Below are 20,339 nucleotides of genomic sequence, written 5' to 3'. Positions count from 1 at the left end.
TGCATGGGCCATCGCATGTCGACTCCTTCGCGTCCTCCGCCCGACTCTTGCGGACGAGGCAGATACGAGTTCGATCAGAAGCGAGCGGCGCCGAGCGCGCATCGAAACCAGGCCGCCATTGAACTCATTCGAACTGAGCTTCCCGAGTCGACGCCGGGCAACCCGATCAAGGCGCGTATCGCTGCGTGAGCGCCGATCGAGAACCCAGACGGGCGTCAACTCTCGGGCTCGATGACGACAGGCGCGCACAGCGGAGTCGCGACGATTGGTCTTCACCCGATCGCACCGTTGTATATCGGGATGACGGGCCACTCTCAGGACCCGGCAATCAAAGGGTCCAGGCGGCTCAGCGTCTCGCGTGAGTTCGGCAGCGAGTCGGATAACGACGCCGGTCGAACATCGACTGCTCGTCGGGCTCGCGATGCGGCTTTCGTCTCGAGCTGTATCTCTCGGTCGTAGAAGCCCTCGTCCATGTTGCGGCGCGCCGCATGGATGATTGTCGAACCCGGCGCTTCTTCGCGGAGAAGTTCCATCATCCGCGTCTGGCTGAGGTCGTCGAGGGCCGAGGTGGGCTCGTCCATGATGATGATGTCGGGCCGCTTCAGCAGCACGCGCGCGAAGCCGAGCTGTTGCTGTTCTCCGCCGGATAGCACGTCGGACCAGTTCTGCTCCTCGTCCAGGCGCGGTATCAGATGAGTCAGGCCGCAGGCGGTGAGGATTTTCCGTGTATGCGCGGGGTCGGGCGGCGCGCCGTCGTGGGGATAGTCGAGAGCATCATGCAGCGTGCCCCGCGGCATGTATGGCTGCTGTGGCATGAAAGCGATGCGCGCATCCCTCGGACGCAGAATGCGGCCGCTGCCCCAAGGCCACAAACCGGCCATGGCGCGGATCAGCGTGCTCTTGCCGGCGCCGGAATCTCCCTTCAGGAGAACCTTCTCACCGCGTCCGATCACCGCATCGGTGTCCGCGAGCATCAGCGTGCCGTCATGCTGGGCGATCGAGAGCCCGCAAAGATGCAATGCGCCATCGTCGCTGAAGGCGAGATCGATCATCTTGTCCTCGGCTCCGACCGCGAGCTCGTCGAGGCTGTCGAAGACGATGTCGAGGGCGGCGACGCGCCGGGCCGAGGCAAACCAGTCCGCGAGGCGCAGCGAATTGTCGGCGAGCCAGTTGAGCGCCAATTGCACCTGTATGAAGGCCGCCGCCGCCTGCATGAGATCGCCGAGCGACATTTCGCCGGCGAGATATTTCGGCGCGCCGAGCATGAGCGGGATGACTGGCGCGAGCACATTGTTGCCGCTCGAAAGGAAGAGCATGCGCGCCTGCCGTCCGATCACCGCGACCCAGCGCATCGCGACCTGATCAAATCTCGCATAGTGCCTCTCCCGCTCGTCGTCGTCCCCGCCGATGAGCGCGATCGTTTCGGCGTTCTCGCGTGTGTGCGAGAGTTCGAAGCGAAAGTCCGCCTCCGCGACAGACTTCGCCTCGACGCGCGCTATGAGCGGACGGCCCAAAAGCAGCATGCCGAAGGATGTGGAGGCGGAATAGATCACGACTGCGATCACGAGATAGCCTGGGATCGTCACGCCACCGAAGCTCAGCGAGCCGCCGATGAACCACAATACGCCGACGAAGGAGACCGCTGTGAGCAGAGCGTTCGTGACGCCCGTCGCAAAGTCGACGAAGAGCTCGATGGCGATCCGGCCGTCCTCGGCGATGCGCGCTTCGGGATTATCGACGAGCCGAAGGACGCTGAGCTGATAAAAGCGGCGGCGCTCCATCCAGCGCCGCACGAGCGTCTGCGTCAGCCATTCGCGCCAGCGCAACTGGAAGCGCATGCGCGCCTGCAGCAGGGCGACGCTCGACAACGCAGAGACGAAAGCCAGCGCCAGCATGAAGCCGATGCTGAAAAGGATCAGGCGCTGGTCCTTGTTCTGCAGCGCGTCGAAGAAATACTTGTTCCATCGGTTCACCGCGATGGCGGGGGCGAGGTTCAGGAGCAGGCAGCCGAAGAGCCCCAGCGCGAACAAGGTCGCCTTGCGACGCGTCGGGCCGGTCCAGAAGCCGAAGGAGAGATTTGCGAAGTGGCGCAGGAGCAGCGGATCGACCTCCATTGGGATAAAGACTTCAAAGATATTGGATATTAAAGCTTGAGTTGGGATGGCCAACAAGCTCGGACCGGCCTGTCGAGGCGTTCACTGCCCGTTGGGCACGAGGGATTTTCGTCTCCAATTCGATCCTGCGCATTCTCTCTTCGTCGCACCGGCAGCGGCGACGCGCCCTAGCCTTCGGTGACCGCCGACACGCGAAGCGCTGATGAAGATGGGCGTTGTCGCGGAGTTCAGCCGCGCGCTCGAGGATTGGATCAATGATTTGTCGCCGTGTCGCGGCGCCCTCAGGGACAGGAGGACGTCGCTGCTCACGACTTTCACGCCGCGTCTTCCGTAAAACCCAGCATCCTCTAACGGTGTTGCAAGAGAGCGAGCAGGATAATGATCGGGATTGGCACGCCCAGCAACCAGAGAAGAATCGAACGGCCCATGACGCTTCCTTTCATATCAGCGTGACGATAGACTATGCATGACTTTTTGGTATTTCCAGGTTCCGTCGCGGAGACCTCCTCCCTCTGTCGCTGCGAGACTCGCGGAGAGCCGAACAACAGGGATGCGGTCAACCAGAGGGCAAATCTCGCGCCGGTCTTGTGCGCTCTGTCGACGGCGCTCTTGGCTTGCACGATCACCTCGGACACACGCTGTTCGGCGTCCGTCTTGTTCAATTCCGTGCTCGCCTCGACGACCTGCTCCAAGTAACTTCGGTCTGCCGGGGAAAAATCGTCATCGGAGCCGAGATGGGAAGTGAAGAGGCGATCGAGTTCGCCACGCACGGCGGCAATGTCACCCGCGTCGCTTCCGCGTCGCAGCGGGACTTGCGCGCAACAGCAAGTCCACAAAACCGGCCGTGGGCCCAGCCGATTGGCCTGCCATGGATCCGTTCGCTCGGGTGAAGCCGGCCGCCACGCCGCCGACGATGCTCGTTGCTGCGGAAGCGAGAACCGCCGCGCCGAGGACCGCGGCGAACGCCCAGGCGAGAAAGCCGTGCGCCGTGTCACGAAAATAGACTTCATGAGTGTGAACGCCGACTCATCTGGTGCGCAAGCGCCCCGCGAGATAGCCGCCGATGCTGGAAGCCATCACCGAGACGATGACAAGGTATACGCCGGCGCCGATATCGAATGTCGTGGAGAACATCCCTGAATTCGACCAGGTCGAGACGGCCGACAAACCGATACCAGCGCCGAACGCCAGCAGCAACAGCGTCAAGGCTGCGGAAGCAACACCGCCCGCCACGATCGCAGCCCATGAAACGGGAGAGACTCGTGTGTCTTCGGTTCCGGAATGAAGTTCGGTACTCGACATGTCGACCATGGCCTCTCTCCCGAGCTCGCCGGAACCTATTGGGCGATAAAGTTCAGACGGCTTTGTCCTCAAGCTGCTTCCAATTTCCCCGAATCTGATCTCAGTTCATCGGAAATCTCCTCGGTCGGGAATTCCATGTCGCAATCGAGTCCGATCCGCGCGTCACTTGATCGAGACGGCGCCCAGTATCCAAGTCGACGTCTTCGAATCGTATTTGAGGCCTCGCGCGACACGCAGCGCTTCCTTCGTCGTGTAAATTGTCGGATAGTTCTTATTGTCTCTCGCAGTCCAACTGACTTCATTGAACGCGATAGCGACGTCCTTTTCCCCGATGCCGAGGAAGCCGCCGACTCCGATGATCAAGGCGGTGATTTTCCCGTCGGTCGGCGACACCAGCACATCGGCGATATCGCCGATCTTGGTGTTCGTCGTGTCATAGACGCTCTGCTTGTACCAATTGGTGATGGACAGACTGCCCGCCGGGGCGATCGCCAGGAATTCGGCCGGAAGTGCGGGGGTCGACGCCGCATGCGGCTGAGCGGCGGGAAGCTGCTGCGCCGTCGCCGCGCCCGTCGTGATCAGCAACCCGAGAGCAGCAGCTGTGATGAGATTGTTTTTCATTTGGTCGTTTCCTTCGAATCGCTGGCAAATCGCCAAGCGCGGCACGGGAAACACCGGAGGGCATTTCCCACTAAGGGTGACGATACCGCGCGGCAATCTTGGAAAGTAGCTTCGGAAACTACCCTACCCTTAGAGCCCGACTCGAAATTCAAGCGATCTGATGAGGGGGCCTCGCCAGTCTGCGCATGAGCAGGAAAGCGAGGGCGACGAGCAGCCACGCCAGCGAAGACTGGTCGCCTCGAAGTCCTTGGCGAGGCGGCGGGCGCGATTGATCCAACCGAACGTCCTCTCGACGACCCATCGCTTGGGAAGCACGACGAAGCCTTTGACCTCCTTGTCTGTTCTCTTGACGACGGTGACGGCGATCCGGCTCGCCTCGAAGGCGGCCCTCCGCGCTTCGTCGCCATTGTAGCCGCTATCGGCGAAGCACATCGTCACGAACGGGCTCTTGCGCCGCACATCGCGCCGCAAAGGGGCGAGGGCGTCGCGGTCTTGAACGTCGGCAGGGCCGAGCGTGTCGACGGCGATCTGGCGCTTGCGGCCTTTGATTTTCTTGGCGGCGTCGAAGCCGCGCGGGCTGCCGGCCGCCGTGGTCTCGACCGACGGACTGTCCACCACGACCGCCGTCGGCGCCGCCTCGCGACCCTCGGCTTCGCGCGCCTCCATGACCAGAAGGCAGACGATCTGGGCCCATAGGCCGCTGTCGCGCCAAGCATAGAAGCTGTTCTGGACCGTGGTGAAGGGCGGAAACTCCTTGGGCAGGAGCCGCCCAGGACAACCGGAGCGGATCAAGTAGAACAAGGCGTTCAATATATCACGGGGATCGGTGGGCTTGCGCCTGCGCCGTTTGGGCGACAGCGGCAGCAGGCGGATCAATGCGAACTCCGCGTCCGACATATCGCTTGAATAACGCTCCCGGATCACTTCGTACTTCACTCGATCGGCCTCGTTCCATGGCATCGCGAATCCCTCGGAGTTGTTGCAAACCCAAGGAATCAAAGGCCGCGAGGCCGATCAACCAATTTCCGGTCGGGCTCTTACACTCTCGAATGCTGTCGCGTTCCGAGCGCCATATCTCTGTCGAGATGGAACACGATGGCGAATTGACGATGTCGTGATGCGACGCCCATGTTTGCGTCACGTCGGCCCGAGCGGCTCGGCTGCCTCCAGCGCTCGATACGCCTGCGGCAGAAGGCGCGCGAGTAGTTCTCCCCACGCTCGCTGACCGGCACCGTCCGTGATCAGGTCCTGGCGGATTTCCAGCTCGACATGAGGCAGGCCACGGCGCTCGCCATGCACAGGGATCGTGTAATCCGATGCATCGCTCACGCTGTAGGGCTTATTGTCGCCGACGACGAGCTCTTCCCGCCGCCTCAGCAGCGCCAGGAGGATATGGGCGAAACGCGGATCGCGATTGTAGAGGACGCCGACGCGCCAGGGCCGCGCCACGCCCATGAAAACCGGCGTGAAGCTGTGCATTGCTATCAGCGCGGCCGGCCGGCCCAGTTGTCGCCTGCGGTCGAGTTCGGCTTTGATCCGATCATGGTAGGGCTGGAAAATCTGGCGCACGCGCGCGGCCTTCCGGCCTTCGCTCAGGCCGATGTTTCCTGGTATCGGGGTCAGTTCGCTGATTTCGGGGATCGCGGTCTCCGAACCCGGGGCGCGGTTGCAGTCGATGACCAGCCGCGAATAGTTTTGCTGTATGAGCGTGGCGTCGAGCGCGTCCGCCAAGACGCGAGAAACCCCGGCGATCCCGATATCCCAGGCGATGTGGCGCTGGCGCTCGGCCTCCGGAACGCCGAGCCCGTCGAGCGCGCGCGGCGTCAGATTGCCCGCGTGATCGACGACGATCAGGAACGGCGACGACCCGTCTTCATTGCGCACAGTGACCGCCGCTGGTTCATCGGCCGCCAACGAGCTATGCTGGGCCTCATTCATTGGCGCTCATATGCTTGTAGACGGCGACGACCTCGAGCGTCAGCTCGCCGTTGACGGTACGGAAATTGCTCGGAGGCCATCGTCATCGTGGGACCGCAATGCCGATTCTCACCGTCAGACACGTCACGTCATACCTCTACAGGCAACCGGTCGCCTTCGGCGAGCACCGGATGATGCTGCGTCCCCGCGACGACGACGATCAGAAAGTAATCGAGTCCGAGCTCGAAATCACGCCCGCGCCGAGCCAAATCTCCTGGACGCGGGATATTTTTGGCAATCATGTCGCGACCGCCCGTTTCACGGAGCGGGCTTCGGAGCTTCGGTTCAAAAGCGCCATTCGTCTTGACTATGCGCCGGTCGGCTTCCATGCAGTCGATATCGAGAGCTACGCCCGGACCCATCCGTTCGTCTACGCCGAGGAAGAACGGGCCGATCTCGCGTGTTTCCTGGCCCCGCTGTTCCGGCGCCTCGAGGTCGATCATTGGGCAGCCGGGTTTCTCCGGCAGGACGGCTCGGCCGACACTCACCAGCTTCTCGTCGACATGACGCAGACCATGGAGAAGACCTTCAGGCACGTTGCGCGGCATGAGAATGGCGTTCAGGATCCGGCGCGGACCCTGGAACTCGCCAGCGGGAGCTGTCGCGACCTTGCCGTGCTCATGATCTCAGCGCTGCGATCGCTCGGATTCGCCGCGCGGTTCGTGTCCGGATATCTGCATCTCGGCGACGATGACGACGATTGTGTCGCCGGCGGCAACACCCATGCCTGGGTCCAGGTCTATGTCGCCGGTCCGGGCTGGGTCGACCTCGATCCGTCGAGCGGCGGGGTCGGGAATCAGAACCTGGTGCGCGTCGCGGTCGTGCACGACCCGCGCGAAGCGATCCCGCTGCAAGGCACGTGGATCGGGACCGCCTCGGACCATCTCGCCATGAAGGTCGCAGTCAAGGTCAGCGCGGCCGCGGACGCCGGTGCCCGGCATATCGCCCGCTCCGGCGTGGGGCGATGACGCCCCGGTCCGCGACGATTACGGCAGCGCCATATCGGCGGCGGCCGAGCAATTTGGTCTTCTTGCGCTCGAAGCCTACCGGCCAATATAGGACTTGTGCAGGCAAGTGAGGTCGCCGATGAAGATTCGCGCTGGCTACGAAATCTCCTATGACTGCCCGCAGCCGACGCCCATGATCTTGACGCTGAGCGTCCATCCGTCGCGCTTCGCCGATCTGCTGACGCCGGATCGCATGCGGCTCGACCCGCCCATCCCGGTCAATACTTATCACGATAGTTTTGGGAATTTCTGTCATGTGATCCGCGCCCCAGCGGGCCGGTTGACCATGTCCGCGGACTTCCTGGCGCAGGACGACGGCGAGCCAGACGCAGTCGCGCCTGAGGCGGAGCAGCATCCGTTGGAAGAGCTGCCGGTGGAGGCGCTGATCTATCTGCTCGGCAGCCGCTACTGCGAGACCGATCGTCTTTCGAATACGGCGTGGTCCCTTTTCTCGCAGGTTGCAAAGGGCTGGCCGCTGGTGACGGCGATCTGCGACTACGTCCACGATCGCATCACATTCGGTTATAAGTATGCGAGTCCGACCAAGACAGCGTGGGAGGTCCATGTCGAGCGCCGTGGCGTATGCCGCGATTTTGCTCACCTCGCCATCACGCTGTGCCGCTGCATGAACATTCCCGCGCGCTATTGCACGGGCTATCTCGGCGATATCGGCGTGCCACCCGACGTCACGCCGATGGATTTCAGCGGCTGGTTCGAAGTCTATCTCGGCGGGCGCTGGTACACGTTCGACGCCCGGCACAACGAGCCGCGCATCGGTCGCATCCTGATGGCGCGTGGGCGCGACGCCACCGACGTCGCGATCGTGACCTCGTTCGGTCCCTGCACGCTCGCGAGCTTCAAGGTGATCACCGAGGAGGTCATGACAGCCAGCTGAAAATTTCAGAGGGTCGAGATCGCTTCTTCGGGAAGGCGAGCCTTGCGTGCTCTCCCGACGCAACCGCCCAATCAGGAGCTTCGATGAACCGATCGAATAACCGAGAACTCGGCTCAGTGACGCCAACCGCCGCGGTAATGTGGCGCGTATCCGTAGCCGTACCCGGGCGCGTAGTAGTCATTCGCATAGCCGTAGGATTGATATGAGTAGTTTTCATAGCGGTTGTTGGCGACCGCCGCGCCGACGACGGCGCCGAATAGGCCGAGGATGGCCGCAGGGGCGGGGCCGTTCTGCCGCTGAACATGTCGACGCACCCGGGCGCGGGCTTCGATGACGGGGGCGAGCGGCGCAAGGACTGCCTGCCCCACGAGGTTTACCGGCGCGGCATACGACGGCGCGATTGCGAGTAGAAGGCTCGCGAGTGCTCCCGCAAGGCCCGCTTGAAAATATGTCATGAGTTGATCTTTCTGCTTTGTCCGCCACGGCGGAAGAATGGATGTGTCACAGGAATTGTCGGAAAAGCGTAGCGGACGGCCTCACATGTGATTGCGGCCGTCTGCTCTTTCGAAGATGCGATCGGCGCGCGTCTTTTGCTCCGGCGTCAGGCTGTCGTAAAGAGCGGAAAAGGCGGGGATCAGCCTTTTCAATCCATTCGAGTGTTCGTCGGAAATGATCAGGAACGATTTGAGATCGTCGATCGCGGTCGTCGTTTCACGCTCCTGCCCATGATCGGGCATGCTGGCCCGAAATTTCGCCGCATTGCCGCGCATCGTGTCCGCGACCTTGCTCCACAGAGCTTCCTGCGTCGACGTAATCCCAAGCCTGTCGTGCATTCGCTCGAGGCGCGACTCGCGACGCTCCGCCGCGCGCAGCTCGCGCGACGTCATAGTATGTTTCGGTTCGGTCGGCTCGGCTTGGACTTGCGAGGGAGCGATTGCGAGAAAGACTGCGACAACGGTCGCAGTGAGGGTGCGGGCGCCGCCCGACTTCAAATTCGACATTTCAACCTCCATTGGGTGTAGGCGAGATAGGATCTCGGCGAGCGTCATCGGAGCGCTTCAGCTCTTCATGCAGTCGTACAGAACGGCCAGCTGTCGCGGCCCGAGAGCTTGTTGATCTCAGGTTACTTGCGACAACCCGTCCATTTCGACTTGTCCTTGCCCCATTTTTTCTCTGCGACGGTCCATTGGTCTTTTGTCCAGGTTTGGACCCGCGCCAACATCGATGGCTTCACCGGCGCGGCGACGGCCGTTGTCGAGCCATTGTCGGGTGGGAACAGGCTACTCTGCAAATGCGAGTTGCGCAGAATTCCCCATGAAAAGGGCCGCAAAAAAATGGAACGGATTTCATTGTTGTTTTCTCCATTAATGAAGCGCCCTTTGAAGGGCGGACCACTCGGCCAAGTTGACGCGAGTTCTTTGTTGATGAGGACCTCGCCGGCGTCTTCTTCGATCCCGCCCTTGATCTTTTGCGCGGCGCCTTTGATGTTTTTTTTGTCCACGATCCAATCCATTCTTGATATTGTCTAAAATAAATAGATGTATTCTGCATCGTTCGGCAGGATCGGAAACTACTCATTCGAGGCGACGCTCTGCCAATCCGTGTGGACGAATTCGATCAAGCAGAAGCCGATTCGAATTCGAAAACTGACGATAGATCGAAAGTTTCGCTCTGTCTTTTCGCAGCGAAGCGCGACTTTTTTGAAGCGTTTGGGGCGACCGAAGCCCTGCTCGATGCGTGATCTGCTTTTGCAGACAGGCTTGGCGAAGAAGACGCGCTTGCTCTTCTCAATAGCCTTGTGTGCGATCACTGGCGCGCCGCCGCGCGCCGCGTCGCAGTGCGCCTTGCTGGCGTAGCCTTTGTCGCAAACGACGGAGTGCGGTTTTATGTCGGGGCCGATGTCGAGCAACGTTTCAAAATGGCGGGCGTCGGATGCCTCTTTGTCGCGATCAATCTGTTCCTGAAGGGGGCAGGGCGATCATCGCGCTCGGCGTCGGCATCGGGCTGAGCGCCTCATGAGAGTCGGTCGCTTTCACGGAACGGCCTTTGCGACACAGCCACAGGCATTTCGCGTGATCCTGGGTAGCGAACGTCAAGCGCTTCGAACGCTATCCTGCGTGGCGTTCCCCGTCCGACAATGGCCCGGAGTTCATCGCCAAGGCCGCGCGGGATTGGATCACAGCCGTCGGCGCCAGGACCGCCTATGTCGAACGGGAAAGCCCTCGGGAAAATGACTATTGTGAGATGTGTCGTTGGACTTCACGCCCGGCACATAGCCTTTGCCGGCGCGCCGCAGCGCCATCTCTATGGCGCCGACGCCGTAGACCGTGTCGGCGGCGACGAAGGAGAAGGGAACATTCGCGGCGATCGCGCGCGCGATCATGGCGAGCGCCAACGCCGGCTTGGCGGCAAAGCCGCCATCGGCGCAATCGATCGACTCCTGCGGGACATACGCTTTCGCCATGCGTTCTTTGTCGTCTGTCCAGCTCTTCGGCAGATAGAGCTCGCGGTCGATGAAAGGCATGGCCGCGATGCGACACATAGCAAGCGAAGACGCCGATCCGGCAGTTCGTGATCTTTCCCGCCGAGCCCGTGTATTGCCGCGCGACGCCGCAGGACGCCTCCCAGCGTCCGCGACCAAGAATAGCCTGTTGACGCCAGGGCCCCGGATCGCCGGCGCTTCCGCCCGCATCCAGCCGGTCTTGCGCCGCTCTTCGCCGAGCAGGCCACCGAGGAAATCCTCCGCCGATCGCGCCACGCGCTCTTGCGTGAACAGCGGATGCATCCGACGTTTCACGTCACGCAGCGACAACGCCCACAACTCCAGCGTCGTCTCGATCGAAGCTCCCGCCATTTCATGATCCCGAGCCGAATCATGGTGGCCCAGTGAGTCCGAAACCATCGAAATACGCAACTGTAATGCTAGGTCACGTATGATGAATTCGAGAGACAACCAGAATTGTAACGACGATGCCCAGTATTTGGGTAGATTCCGAGGCTCGCGCGGCCGCCGGGCTTCCACGAGGGTGACAGCGCCCTCTCTCTTTGGAATAAAAAGGAAAGCAATCATGAAATATCATGCAATCACGAGCGCTGCGGCGGCGTTTGGCGTGGCGCTTTCGTTGACGCTGCCGGCCGACGCCGGTGAGCGAGACGGCCGCGGCGGCCACGGCATAGGCGCGGGCCAAACCGGCATGCGGGGAAACTTCAGCGGATCGCGAAGCGCCTATGCGGCTCGACACGGACAATTTGGGTCGGGTCGCACGTTCGTGGGGCGTTCGGTTTCCGTGCCGCGCGGCGGTCTCTTCCCGGGCTATTCGGACCACTCGAATCGCGCCGGCTACGATCACGGGTCCTGGCCCGGCGGCATCTTTTTTCCGCTGGCCGCCATCGCCGCAGGGCTCAGCTATCCATATTATAGCAGTGATGGGTACGGCGCTGCTCAAAATCCCGGTTACAACCAGACAGGCGGTTACACGCTCGTTCCTGCCGCCGCCGAATATGCCTATGGGAACTACTGTGCGACCGACGTCAAGACCTGCCTGCTCTATGGACCGGCAGCAACCGGGGTGAACTGCTCATGCCGAGTGCCGGGTGGTCGGGCATATGGATCGGTCATCCAATAATTTCGCGGTCTCGCATCGAGACCGCAACGGGCCGCCGCGAAACGAGTGTCTGGTGGTCAGTTGGACACGCTTTCCGCGGCGCGCCTTTTCCAGACGAGTGACGCCGCCTCGAGGTGAAAACGCAAGGAGGACCGGCCGAGTGATGGCGCTCCTGTCACGGGTGACATTCGGGATCGTGAGCGGAATGTTGATGCTGCTGGCGCTGGCGCTCGTCGTATTTGGCGCGCTCGAGCTGATCGCCGAGCTGAAGAAGTCCTGGCATGAGGGCGGCAATGCGCTTCTTACTGCGATCGGCTATGTCGTCATCGCGATAGCGGTCTTCGACGTCGCCAAATATTTCGTGGAAGAAGAAGTCATACGTCGCCCTGGGACGCTCACCACGTCCGAGGCGCGTCGCAGCCTCGCAAAGTTCATCTCGACGATCGTCATCGCCGTGTTCATCGAAGGTCTGGTCATCGTATTTCAGGTGAGCAAGCAGGATGTAGCGCAAATGCTCTATCCAATCGCTCTGCTCGTGACCGCCGTTCTCATCGTGCTCGGACTTGGCCTCTACCAGCGGCTGAACGTCGAGGTCGAGCGACAAAGCGACCGAAAGGACGAGGCCGAGCAAAGGAAGAGCGGCGACGAAAGAGACGAGCGGGCTGACGCGCAATCGCGGCCACGCTCGACGTGACGCGCTTACGTCGAATTCGAAACATGTGCGCCCGCGACTCGGCCGAAGAGTTCGTGAATCGCGATGAAGCTCGGCCCGCGAACATTCCAATGCGCTTGTTTCAATTGGGCGTGCAAATCGATCGCGCCGCAAGATGCTTGTTCAAGAGCTCGACCGACTGAACGCGAATGTCTCGGACAACGTATTATGTGTCTACTGCATGGTCGTGTCTCCTGATGTGAATGGCAAAATGAGCTGACGAAGCCTCCACGCGGCAATGTGAACGACAGCCGGTCTCTCCACCGGCGCGACCACGCCTTCTGGAACTTCCAAACGTGGCGGCTTCAAGCCCGCCAAGATCGATTGTGCTCGCGTTGCCTTCGCGCCGGCTCGGCCTGCTTGCCCAGGCAACGTGAGGCTCAAGCGATGCGAGCGTCATTCCGTATGGACAAGTGAGCTCTTCCTCGTCGTCGAACCGGCTTCGTCCCGCAGTCGATCTAGAGCCGGCCGAGTAGAACGAGAATGAGCACGATGACGAGGATCGTTCCCAAGGCGCCGGACGGACCATAGCCCCAGGCGGCGCTGTGCTGCCAATTCGGGAAGGCGCCGACGAGCAGCAGGATGAGAACGATGAGGAGGATGGTTCCGAGAGACACGAGATTTCCTTTCTTACGAACATGTCACGAAGTTGCGCATTCAAGTCCGATGGCCCCGCCGATCACCAGCGCCGAAATAGTATCGAGCGAGGGCGACCAAGGCGCCGCTGCCGGGGTGATCGACCGTCTCGACGCCGGCGATGCGCCGCGCAAGGTCGAGATGGCGATGCATGACATGGACGGCCAGCTCCGATTTGGCGCTTTCCGGACCTGTGATCAAAATCGCCCTCGCATCTTTGATCGCCCCGGCGATCCGTTCGAAGAAGTCCTGATCCTCGGGCCTATCGCCGTCGAACGAGCTCGCCTCGTGACGGATACGACGGGCCGGATCATGCGGACGGATGACCAGCCGATCGATCTCGGTTGCATTAAGATGGAAGATTTTCGCTTCCTGGCGGTCGATCCAAACGATCGCAAAATGGGCGTTCATAATAGGCGTTCTCGGCTCTCGTCTAAAAGCATCGGCAAAGCATCGAGACCCCTTCCGCACACGCCTCACGTCGAATCCGATCATCGGACTATGATCCCTATGCCAAGGCGCAGGCAGCTTCGGAAACTACTCGAGGCGGCAGACGGCGAGCTATTCCGACCTCCGACCGAGATGCCTCGACCAAGCTCGCCTTGCCGCATTAGGGAATCCGAGCAGGCGTCCGATGTGCTAATATGAATGGTCGCGCCCCTGACGACACTTGCCCGAGCAACAGGGTGAAGAAGGTCAGGTGATATCATGACGAGTTCCACCGTCCCTTTGTTCAATCGAACGAAAGCGAAGATCACGAGTCCACGCAAAGGACGCAAATCGACGACGAAAATCACCTTCCCGATCGTCGGGGTCGGCGCTTCGGCGGGCGGGCTGGAAGCGTTTCGGCGTTTCCTCGACGCCCAGACGCCGACCAGCGGAATGGCTTTCGTGATGATCCAGCATTTGGATCCGACGCATCCCAGTCTGATGGCGGACCTGCTCTCGAACCATACGAGCATGACCGTCGCGCAAGCATCGGATGGCATGCCGCCTCGGCCAGACCATGTGTACCTCATCCCACCGGGAACTTCTCTCGCAATGAGTGAGGGGCTGCTCCGGATTTCGAAGCCGAAGGAACCACACGGCGCTCGTCTCCCTTTCGACTTCTTCCTCAGCTCGCTCGCCGAAGCCTGCGGCCGGCGCGCAGTCTGCGTCGTCTTGTCGGGGACCGGCTCCGATGGCGTTAGAGGGCTTCTCGCGATCAAGCAAATGGGCGGTCTGGTGATCGCTCAGGACCCGCAGGAAGCCGACTTCGACGGAATGCCCCGCAGCGCGATCGCGACCGGCGCGGTCGATCTCATCGCGCCGGTCGCCGACATTCCGCACGCCGTCTTCAGACATTTTCATCCCGCGCATCCCGAAGCCGCCCCACCGGCAAAGTCGGTCGACGAGCCGGCCTCTGATGCATTCTCGAAAATCATCGAGCTTCTGAGAGAGCGGACCTCTCACGATTTCAGCGTCTACAAGCGGGGCACGCTGGAGCGGCGTCTCGCCCATCGCATGGGCGCGGCGCATGTCGACGATCAATCATCGTATTTGAAGCTCCTGCGCGCAGATCCTGACGAAGCCGAGCTGCTTCGCCAGGAACTGCTGATCGGCGTCACGCAATTCTTCCGCGACAGGATGACCTTCGATTTCTTGTCCGAAGACATCATTCCCGATCTCGTCAAGCGGCATTCGGATGCGCGACCGATTCGTGTCTGGTGTCCAGGCTGCAGCACTGGTGAAGAGCCTTATTCCGTCGCCATGCTGTTCTTGGAGGCGTTCGCCGCGGCGAAGCGGTCGGAGGCGCTTCAGGTCTTCGCATCCGACACCAATGCGGACGCGGTTGCGTTCGCGCGCGACGGCCTCTATCCGGATACGATCGAGGCGGATGTGGAGCCCGGTCGGCTGGCCCGATTCTTCACAAAGGAAGACGGCCATTTTCGAGTTGTTCGTGAATTGCGCGACACCGTGGTGTTCACGATCCACGACATACTGACGGACGCCCCGTTCTCCTGCATGGATCTCGTCTGCTGTCGCAACCTTCTCATCTATTTGCAGCCGGAGGCGCAGCACAAGGTTCTGTCGTTCTTCCATTTCGCCTTGCGTGACGGCGGCGTGCTGCTTCTCGGAGAGTCCGAAGCGGTCGGCTCGGCAGGGCGATTCAAAGCCGTCTCTGAGAAGCATCGCGTCTACCGCCATATCGGCCGCAGCCGGCCAGGCGAAATCGCTTTTCCGGCCGGCGCCGCAGCAGGAGGCCGCGCCTTGCCGGCGGCGTCGGCAAAGCTCCCCTTCAGACAAGCGTCGGATTTCGACGATCTGTTACGACGCGCTCTTTTCGAGGCCTTCGCTCTCGCCACTGTGATGATCGACGCTCGCAACGAATGCTTGCATTTTTCGGGATCGGCCGACAAATATCTGAAGATCGCCTCCGGCGCCACCAGCAATGATCTGATGGCGATGGCCCGTGAAGGTCTACGTCCCAAGCTGCGGGCGGCGATTGAGCGAGCCCGGCGTGACCATGCGCGGACTGCCGTCAGGGGCGCTCATCTTGAAAAGGATGGTGACGGGACAGCAGTCTGCATCGTGGTTCAACCGGTCACGTCGAACGACGAGAAGCTGCTTCTCGTCAGTTTTCTCGACGACTCCTTGTCGGGCCCGAAAGCAGATCGATCGCCGGCCGGGGCTGCGGATCAGTCGCGCGTGACCGAGCTGGAGCGCGAGCTCGATGATGTCGGCAGAGAGCTCGAAGCCGCGCTCCAGGACCTCGACAGCGCGAAGGAAGAACAAAAGCGCATCAACGAGCAGGCGATGTCCCTGAACGAGGAAGCGCAATCGACTAACGAAGAGCTGGTGACATCCAAGGAGGAGCTGCAATCGCTGAACGAAGAGCTGACGGCTTTGAACAGCCAGCTCCACGAGACATTGGAGCGCCAGCGTAACACCTCCAACGATCTCCAGAATATTTTGGAAAGCTCGGGAATCGCGACGATCTTCCTGGATACGGATCTCAGAATCCGGTTCTTCACGCCTGCCGCGAAGTCGCTGTTCCGGGTGATCGCCACGGATATCGGTCGCCCTCTGGCCGATTTCACGTCGCGCACCGCCGACAGCGATCTGATCCCCGACGCCTCGAAGGTCCTCACGACTTTGGCGCCCATCGAAAGAGAAGTCTCGACCCTGAGCGCCACTTGGTACAATCGGCTCATACTTCCGTATCGCACCCATGACGGCTCGGTCGAAGGCGTCGTGATCACTTTCACGGACATCACCGACAGCAAGCGCGCCGCGGAAGCTCTCGCCGCCGCCAAGCAGGCCGCCGACCACGCCAATGCCGCCAAGTCGCGCTTCCTGGCGGCCGCGAGCCATGATTTGCGGCAACCGTTGCAAACCATCCGCCTGCTGCAAGGATTGCTGGCCACGAAATCACACGGGACCAACGAGCAGACACTCCTGAAACGTCTCGACGCCGCGGTCGGCGCCATGTCGGGAATGCTGAACACTCTGCTCGACATCAATCAGCTCGAGGCGGGCGTCATCCACGCAGAGATCGAGAGCTTTCCGCTGGATGAGCTGTTCGAGCATCTGGACTCGGACTTCGGTTATCACATGCGGGCGCAGGGCCTCGATTGGCGCGTCGTGCCGAGCAAATGCATTGTGCGCAGCGATCCGAGGCTGCTCGAGCAAATTCTTCGCAACCTGCTGTCGAACGCCGTGAAATTCACCACGAGCGGCAAGGTGCTGCTGGGATGCCGTCGTCATGGCGCGACGACGAATATCGAGGTCTGGGACACGGGCCCGGGAATTTCACCGGAGCATCGCCTGGCGATCTTCGATGAATTTCGTCAGATCGACAACCCGGCACGCGAGCGCAGCAAGGGGCTGGGCCTCGGACTCGCCATCGTGCAGCGATTGTCCAGTCTTCTCGGCCATCCCATCGATCTGCGATCGCGTCCGGGGCGCGGTTCGATGTTCAGCATCGCCGTGCCGCTCGCATCGGGGGCGCCAGCGGCCGCCGAGCCTTCAGGGCAAAAGCCCAGCCTCGAACGCGCCGAGACCAGCGTCACTATTCTCATCATCGAGGATGATCCGACCATTCGCGAACTTCTCGAGTTGCTGTTGCACGACGCCGGCTATCGCCCAATAAGCGTCGTCGACGGCGTCGCAGCGCTCGCGCCCGCCGAGTGTCCCGACATCGTCGTCGCCGACTTCAATCTTCCGAACGGACCGAACGGCGTCGAGGTCATCGCCGAGCTGAGACAGAGATTCGAACGGCAGATTCCCGCCATTGTCTTGACCGGCGATATTTCAACCGAAACTCTGCACGCCATCGCCAGCCGAGCCTGCACGCATCTCGACAAGCCGGTCGAGGCGACGAAGTTGTTGTGCGTTATTGCGCATCTCCTCGGCGAGCCGACGCAAATGGCGACCCCTGACGGGGCGACGGAAGCGTCCGGCAGCCTGCCGCTCATCGACGTCTTCGTGGTCGACGACGACGCAGGCGTGCGCGACACCATCCGTGACATGCTCGAGGCGCATGGCTGGTCGGTCGAGACCTTCGCGAGTTGCGACGCATTTCTCCACGCCTTGCGGCCCGGGCGCAGGGGATGCTTGGTGATCGACGCGTTTCTGCCGGAAATGGATGGGTTCGAGCTTCTTTCCCGGCTCGAGGCCGACAAGATCACGCTGCCGTCGATCATGATCACGGGACATGGCGACATATCGATGGCCGTGAGAGCCATGCAGGCCGGCGCCTCGGACTTTCTCGAGAAGCCATTCGGCCACGAGGAACTCATCGCCAGCATCACACATGCGCTGGCGCAAAGCCGCGAGTCCGGGCCATCATCCGAGCGGCGCGCGGCCGCTGCGCGACTCACCGGCCTGACCGCGCGTCAACGGCAAATTCTCGCTCTCGTGCTCGCCGGGCATCCCAGCAAGAACATCGCCGCGGATCTCGGCATCAGCCAGCGCACGGTGGAGAACCACCGGGCGGCGATCATGCGCAAGACCGGATCACGTTCTATTCCCGCGCTGATACGCTTGGCGGTCGCGGCGGCCTGAAAGCGGCCCGGCGACACGATCGGGAAAGCCGACGCGAATATCTTCAGCGGTGGCTCGGCCTCGACGCCCGCGCGGCGCCGCCAGCTTCGGATCGAACTCCTCTCTGGCTGGCGCGGAGGAGCCCGGCGGAGGACGGAAAGGAAACGACTTGCGACGGCCCGCGCAAATTTCGAACGACTACGACAGCGACACGCTCAGAGAGAAACCGTCGCAACACGATCAGCAAATCGGCCGCTTGCTTCGAGGCTCCCAGGTCGAGTGAAGCGCGAATATCGGCGACGATCATATCGCGCACGGCCTGCCAGCCTCTCTTGTCATGAAGGCGATAGCTGGCATGAAGGGAGTCATGCATGGCGGTGGGGCTCACGCCCAACAACATTTCGTTGGAGTGGAGGCCGGACAAAGCAGCGCATTGCGCGGGGGTAATTTGCTCGGACGTCATGGCGGAGTCCTTCTTTTGACGATGGTCTGGATAAAGTCGTCCGACGCGGCCGGCATCGCATAGAAAGAGGCGATATGGCGCTCTCCGGCCTGGGCTGTCGCGGTGGAGAGTTCATCACATCCGTTGATGCGTGACCGACCCTAGATATCGCTGGAGGGGGCGCCAGACACGGAAACTACTCGAGCCAATCAGTCGTGTAGAAATTGCGCCCTGCGCCAACAGAGCTGGCCTCGCTTATTTGGACAGCGCCCCGCGAAAATAAGGTGGATTTCTGCCGGGGTTTGCTGGACGCGGGGCATTTCGATTTTGTCGCAGCGGCGGGAGGGCTTTAGCCCGACCAGAGCTGCGACAAAATCGAAGGCGACGGTCATGCGGCCTTCGCCGTTTCCTGTTTGCCGAAGTCGGCCTCGTCAGGCGTGCGCGCGTCGAGGCTCGAATGTGGGCGTCCCTCGTTGTAGAAGGCCAGATATCGGCCGATCGAAGCACGCGCCTCGGACACGCTGTCGTAGCCTTTCAGATAGACCTCCTCATATTTGACGCTGCGCCACAGCCGCTCGACAAACACATTGTCGCGCCACGCGCCCTTGCCGTCCATGCCGATGGCGATTTTCGCGTCGAGCAGCACGCTCGTGAAGTCGATGCTGGTGAACTGGCTGCCCTGATCCGTGTTGAAAATCTCGGGCTTGCCATGTTTGACCAGCGCCTCCTCGAGCGCCTCGACGCAAAAATCGGCTTCCATGCTGATCGACCCCCGATGCGCCAGCACGCGCCGGCTGAACACATCGACGACCGCCGCCAGATAGACGAAGCCGCGCCGCATCGGAATGTAGCTTATGTCCGTCGCCCGGACCTGATTGGGTCGCTCGATCTTCACGCCGCGCAGGAGGTATGGATAAATCTCGTGCCCCGGCGCCGGCTTGCTCGTGTTCGGCCGTCGATAAATCGCCTCGATTCTCATGCGCTTCATCAGCGTCGCCACATGCCGACGGCCCACGACGACGCCCTCCAGCCTCAGCAAGTCGCGCAGCATCCGGGCTCCGGCGAAAGGATATTCGAGATGCAGCTCGTCCATGCGCCGCATCAGCTTCAAATCCTCGCCGGAAACCGGTCGCCGCTCGTAGTAGACCGAGCTTCGGGCGATCCCGAGCGCTTTCGCTTGGCGGGCGATCGGAAGCTCGTGATTGCCATCGATCATCGCTTTGCGCTCGGCAGGCCGGCCTTGCCGAGCGCGCCGGACAAAAAATCGTTGGTCAGGAGAGCTCGCCGATCTTGGCGTGCAGCGCCTTCAAATCGACGGCCGCCTCCTTCCCTTCCGGTTTTTTCCTGACCGAAAACGCCGGCCGCGCCTTCGAGAAGCAGGCCCTTCCATGTCGTGATCTGGTTCGGATGGACGTCGAACTGCTGCGCCAACTCCCCCAGCGTCTTCTCGCCCTTGATCGCGGCCAACGCCACTTTCGCCTCGAAGGCCGGAGAATGCGTCCGGCGGCTCTTCTTCGTCATCGAATGCTCCTGATTCGAGCGAGAATCCTCGCCGCTGTCAGGCAGAAAAGCCACCTAAGCTACTGTCCCAATTTCCGAGGCCTGCTCTTGATTCTCCGATGTCGCGCTCCGCATAATCCCGAAGGGTGAAAGGCCGCGGCGCTTCGCGCATTGCGAGGCGCCGCGGGTCGATCAGCGCGACCAGATGAGCTTGTGCTCGCCCTTGTCGCCCTGGACCAGGGTCGCGTAGACCGGGCCGGTGAAGGAAGGGTCGTCGAGTTTGAGCGAGAGATATTCGGCGCCGGTGTCCTTGGCCGCCTTGCTCCAGCCCGCGCCGAACTCGATTTTATGCGGTGCACCGCATAAAGTAGATTATGCGTAGCGCGCGATTATGTGGAGTCTGGCGCCGGGAGTGGCGGCTTTCCGGGGCTTTGGCGGCGATGTCGCTCCGCATAATAACGGGGCGAAGTCCGCGACGCCCTGCAGTGTGGCAGGGCGTCGCG

At 61.6% G+C, this 20,339-nt stretch carries 18 protein-coding genes and 4 pseudogenes; 7 read left to right on the top strand and 15 right to left on the bottom strand.

Annotated features, from left to right (window positions below; translation table 11 throughout):
- Window positions 1-314: 314 nt before the first annotated feature.
- Window positions 315-2,168, bottom strand: a complete 1,854-nt coding sequence (locus tag AC6IW9_RS11475) for an ABC transporter ATP-binding protein/permease (protein WP_497763883.1) — start codon at window positions 2,166-2,168, stop codon at window positions 315-317.
- 560 nt (window positions 2,169-2,728) lie between these two features.
- On the opposite strand from AC6IW9_RS11475, the gene AC6IW9_RS11470 reads away from it, so the two are divergent.
- The gene (locus AC6IW9_RS11470) at window positions 2,729-3,004 is read left to right on the top strand and encodes a hypothetical protein (protein ID WP_497763882.1); all 276 of its coding nucleotides are present in this window, start codon (window positions 2,729-2,731) and stop codon (window positions 3,002-3,004) included.
- 136 nt (window positions 3,005-3,140) lie between these two features.
- Here the strand turns inward: AC6IW9_RS11470 and AC6IW9_RS11465 are convergent, their stop codons facing one another.
- The 4 genes and pseudogenes from AC6IW9_RS11465 to AC6IW9_RS11450 all read right to left on the bottom strand — a co-directional run bounded on the left by AC6IW9_RS11465 (window position 3,141) and on the right by AC6IW9_RS11450 (window position 5,975).
- Complete coding sequence (locus AC6IW9_RS11465) at window positions 3,141-3,425, bottom strand: hypothetical protein (protein ID WP_497763881.1); 285 nt, start codon at window positions 3,423-3,425, stop codon at window positions 3,141-3,143.
- A 153-nt stretch (window positions 3,426-3,578) separates the two neighbouring features.
- The gene (locus tag AC6IW9_RS11460; RefSeq protein ID WP_497763880.1) at window positions 3,579-4,037 is read right to left on the bottom strand and encodes a PRC-barrel domain-containing protein; all 459 of its coding nucleotides are present in this window, start codon (window positions 4,035-4,037) and stop codon (window positions 3,579-3,581) included.
- Window positions 4,038-4,185: 148 nt separating this feature from the next.
- Window positions 4,186-4,997 (bottom strand): annotated as a pseudogene (locus tag AC6IW9_RS11455) (IS5 family transposase).
- A 177-nt stretch (window positions 4,998-5,174) separates the two neighbouring features.
- Window positions 5,175-5,975: an N-formylglutamate amidohydrolase gene (locus AC6IW9_RS11450; RefSeq protein ID WP_497763879.1), complete on the bottom strand. Its 801-nt coding sequence runs from the start codon at window positions 5,973-5,975 to the stop codon at window positions 5,175-5,177.
- Between the two features lie 98 nt (window positions 5,976-6,073).
- Between AC6IW9_RS11450 and AC6IW9_RS11445 the strand changes: the two genes are divergently transcribed.
- Both AC6IW9_RS11445 and AC6IW9_RS11440 read left to right on the top strand, forming a co-directional pair.
- Window positions 6,074-6,982 carry a transglutaminase family protein gene (locus AC6IW9_RS11445; RefSeq protein WP_497763878.1) on the top strand — a complete coding sequence of 303 codons (909 nt, stop codon included), beginning with the start codon at window positions 6,074-6,076 and terminating at the stop codon, window positions 6,980-6,982.
- 118 nt (window positions 6,983-7,100) lie between these two features.
- The gene (locus AC6IW9_RS11440) at window positions 7,101-7,916 is read left to right on the top strand and encodes a transglutaminase-like domain-containing protein (RefSeq protein WP_497763877.1); all 816 of its coding nucleotides are present in this window, start codon (window positions 7,101-7,103) and stop codon (window positions 7,914-7,916) included.
- 113 nt (window positions 7,917-8,029) lie between these two features.
- Here AC6IW9_RS11440 and AC6IW9_RS11435 read toward each other — a convergent pair whose 3' ends face one another.
- The 4 genes from AC6IW9_RS11435 to AC6IW9_RS11420 form a co-directional block, all read right to left on the bottom strand.
- The gene (locus AC6IW9_RS11435; RefSeq protein WP_497763876.1) at window positions 8,030-8,230 is read right to left on the bottom strand and encodes a hypothetical protein; all 201 of its coding nucleotides are present in this window, start codon (window positions 8,228-8,230) and stop codon (window positions 8,030-8,032) included.
- A gap of 222 nt (window positions 8,231-8,452) precedes the next feature.
- A complete protein-coding gene (locus AC6IW9_RS11430) occupies window positions 8,453-8,965 on the bottom strand; it encodes a Spy/CpxP family protein refolding chaperone (protein ID WP_497763875.1) in 513 nt (170 codons plus the stop codon).
- 74 nt (window positions 8,966-9,039) lie between these two features.
- Window positions 9,040-9,429: a hypothetical protein gene (locus tag AC6IW9_RS11425; protein ID WP_497763874.1), complete on the bottom strand. Its 390-nt coding sequence runs from the start codon at window positions 9,427-9,429 to the stop codon at window positions 9,040-9,042.
- Window positions 9,430-9,486: 57 nt separating this feature from the next.
- Entirely contained in the window at window positions 9,487-9,870 is a 384-nt protein-coding gene (locus tag AC6IW9_RS11420) for a transposase (protein WP_497772502.1), read from the bottom strand.
- Window positions 9,871-10,046: 176 nt separating this feature from the next.
- On the opposite strand from AC6IW9_RS11420, the pseudogene AC6IW9_RS11415 reads away from it, so the two are divergent.
- Window positions 10,047-10,160 (top strand): annotated as a pseudogene (locus AC6IW9_RS11415) (IS3 family transposase); the annotation flags it as partial.
- Window positions 10,161-10,167: 7 nt separating this feature from the next.
- On the opposite strand, the pseudogene AC6IW9_RS11410 reads toward AC6IW9_RS11415, so the two are convergent.
- A pseudogene (locus tag AC6IW9_RS11410) lies at window positions 10,168-10,770 on the bottom strand (transposase); the annotation flags it as partial.
- Window positions 10,771-10,984: 214 nt separating this feature from the next.
- Here AC6IW9_RS11410 and AC6IW9_RS11405 point away from each other — a divergent pair.
- Window positions 10,985-11,542: a hypothetical protein gene (locus tag AC6IW9_RS11405; protein ID WP_497763873.1), complete on the top strand. Its 558-nt coding sequence runs from the start codon at window positions 10,985-10,987 to the stop codon at window positions 11,540-11,542.
- 142 nt (window positions 11,543-11,684) lie between these two features.
- Window positions 11,685-12,215 (top strand): GNAT family acetyltransferase, encoded by a 531-nt coding sequence (locus tag AC6IW9_RS11400; protein WP_497763872.1) that lies wholly within the window; start codon window positions 11,685-11,687, stop codon window positions 12,213-12,215.
- 476 nt (window positions 12,216-12,691) lie between these two features.
- Here AC6IW9_RS11400 and AC6IW9_RS11395 read toward each other — a convergent pair whose 3' ends face one another.
- Window positions 12,692-12,850, bottom strand: coding sequence for a DUF3309 family protein (locus AC6IW9_RS11395; RefSeq protein WP_497763871.1), 159 nt, complete (start codon window positions 12,848-12,850; stop codon window positions 12,692-12,694).
- A 40-nt stretch (window positions 12,851-12,890) separates the two neighbouring features.
- Window positions 12,891-13,364, bottom strand: coding sequence for a translational machinery protein (locus AC6IW9_RS11390; RefSeq protein ID WP_497763870.1), 474 nt, complete (start codon window positions 13,362-13,364; stop codon window positions 12,891-12,893).
- 213 nt (window positions 13,365-13,577) lie between these two features.
- Between AC6IW9_RS11390 and AC6IW9_RS11385 the strand changes: the two genes are divergently transcribed.
- Window positions 13,578-17,915, top strand: a complete 4,338-nt coding sequence (locus AC6IW9_RS11385; RefSeq protein WP_497763869.1) for a chemotaxis protein CheB — start codon at window positions 13,578-13,580, stop codon at window positions 17,913-17,915.
- Window positions 17,916-17,958: 43 nt separating this feature from the next.
- Here the strand turns inward: AC6IW9_RS11385 and AC6IW9_RS11380 are convergent, their stop codons facing one another.
- From AC6IW9_RS11380 to AC6IW9_RS11370, 3 genes and pseudogenes are all read right to left on the bottom strand, one after another.
- On the bottom strand, window positions 17,959-18,357 hold the full coding sequence (locus AC6IW9_RS11380) for a hypothetical protein (protein ID WP_497763868.1): 399 nt from the start codon (window positions 18,355-18,357) through the stop codon (window positions 17,959-17,961).
- A gap of 367 nt (window positions 18,358-18,724) precedes the next feature.
- Window positions 18,725-19,857 (bottom strand): annotated as a pseudogene (locus AC6IW9_RS11375) (IS3 family transposase).
- A gap of 171 nt (window positions 19,858-20,028) precedes the next feature.
- On the bottom strand, window positions 20,029-20,181 hold the full coding sequence (locus AC6IW9_RS11370) for a DUF736 family protein (protein ID WP_497772501.1): 153 nt from the start codon (window positions 20,179-20,181) through the stop codon (window positions 20,029-20,031).
- Window positions 20,182-20,339: the final 158 nt, after the last annotated feature.

The organism is Methylosinus sp. shoA, from assembly GCF_059718125.1.
Note: the sequence above shows the minus strand (reverse complement) of the source record. Positions and strands in the feature narration are given on the sequence as shown.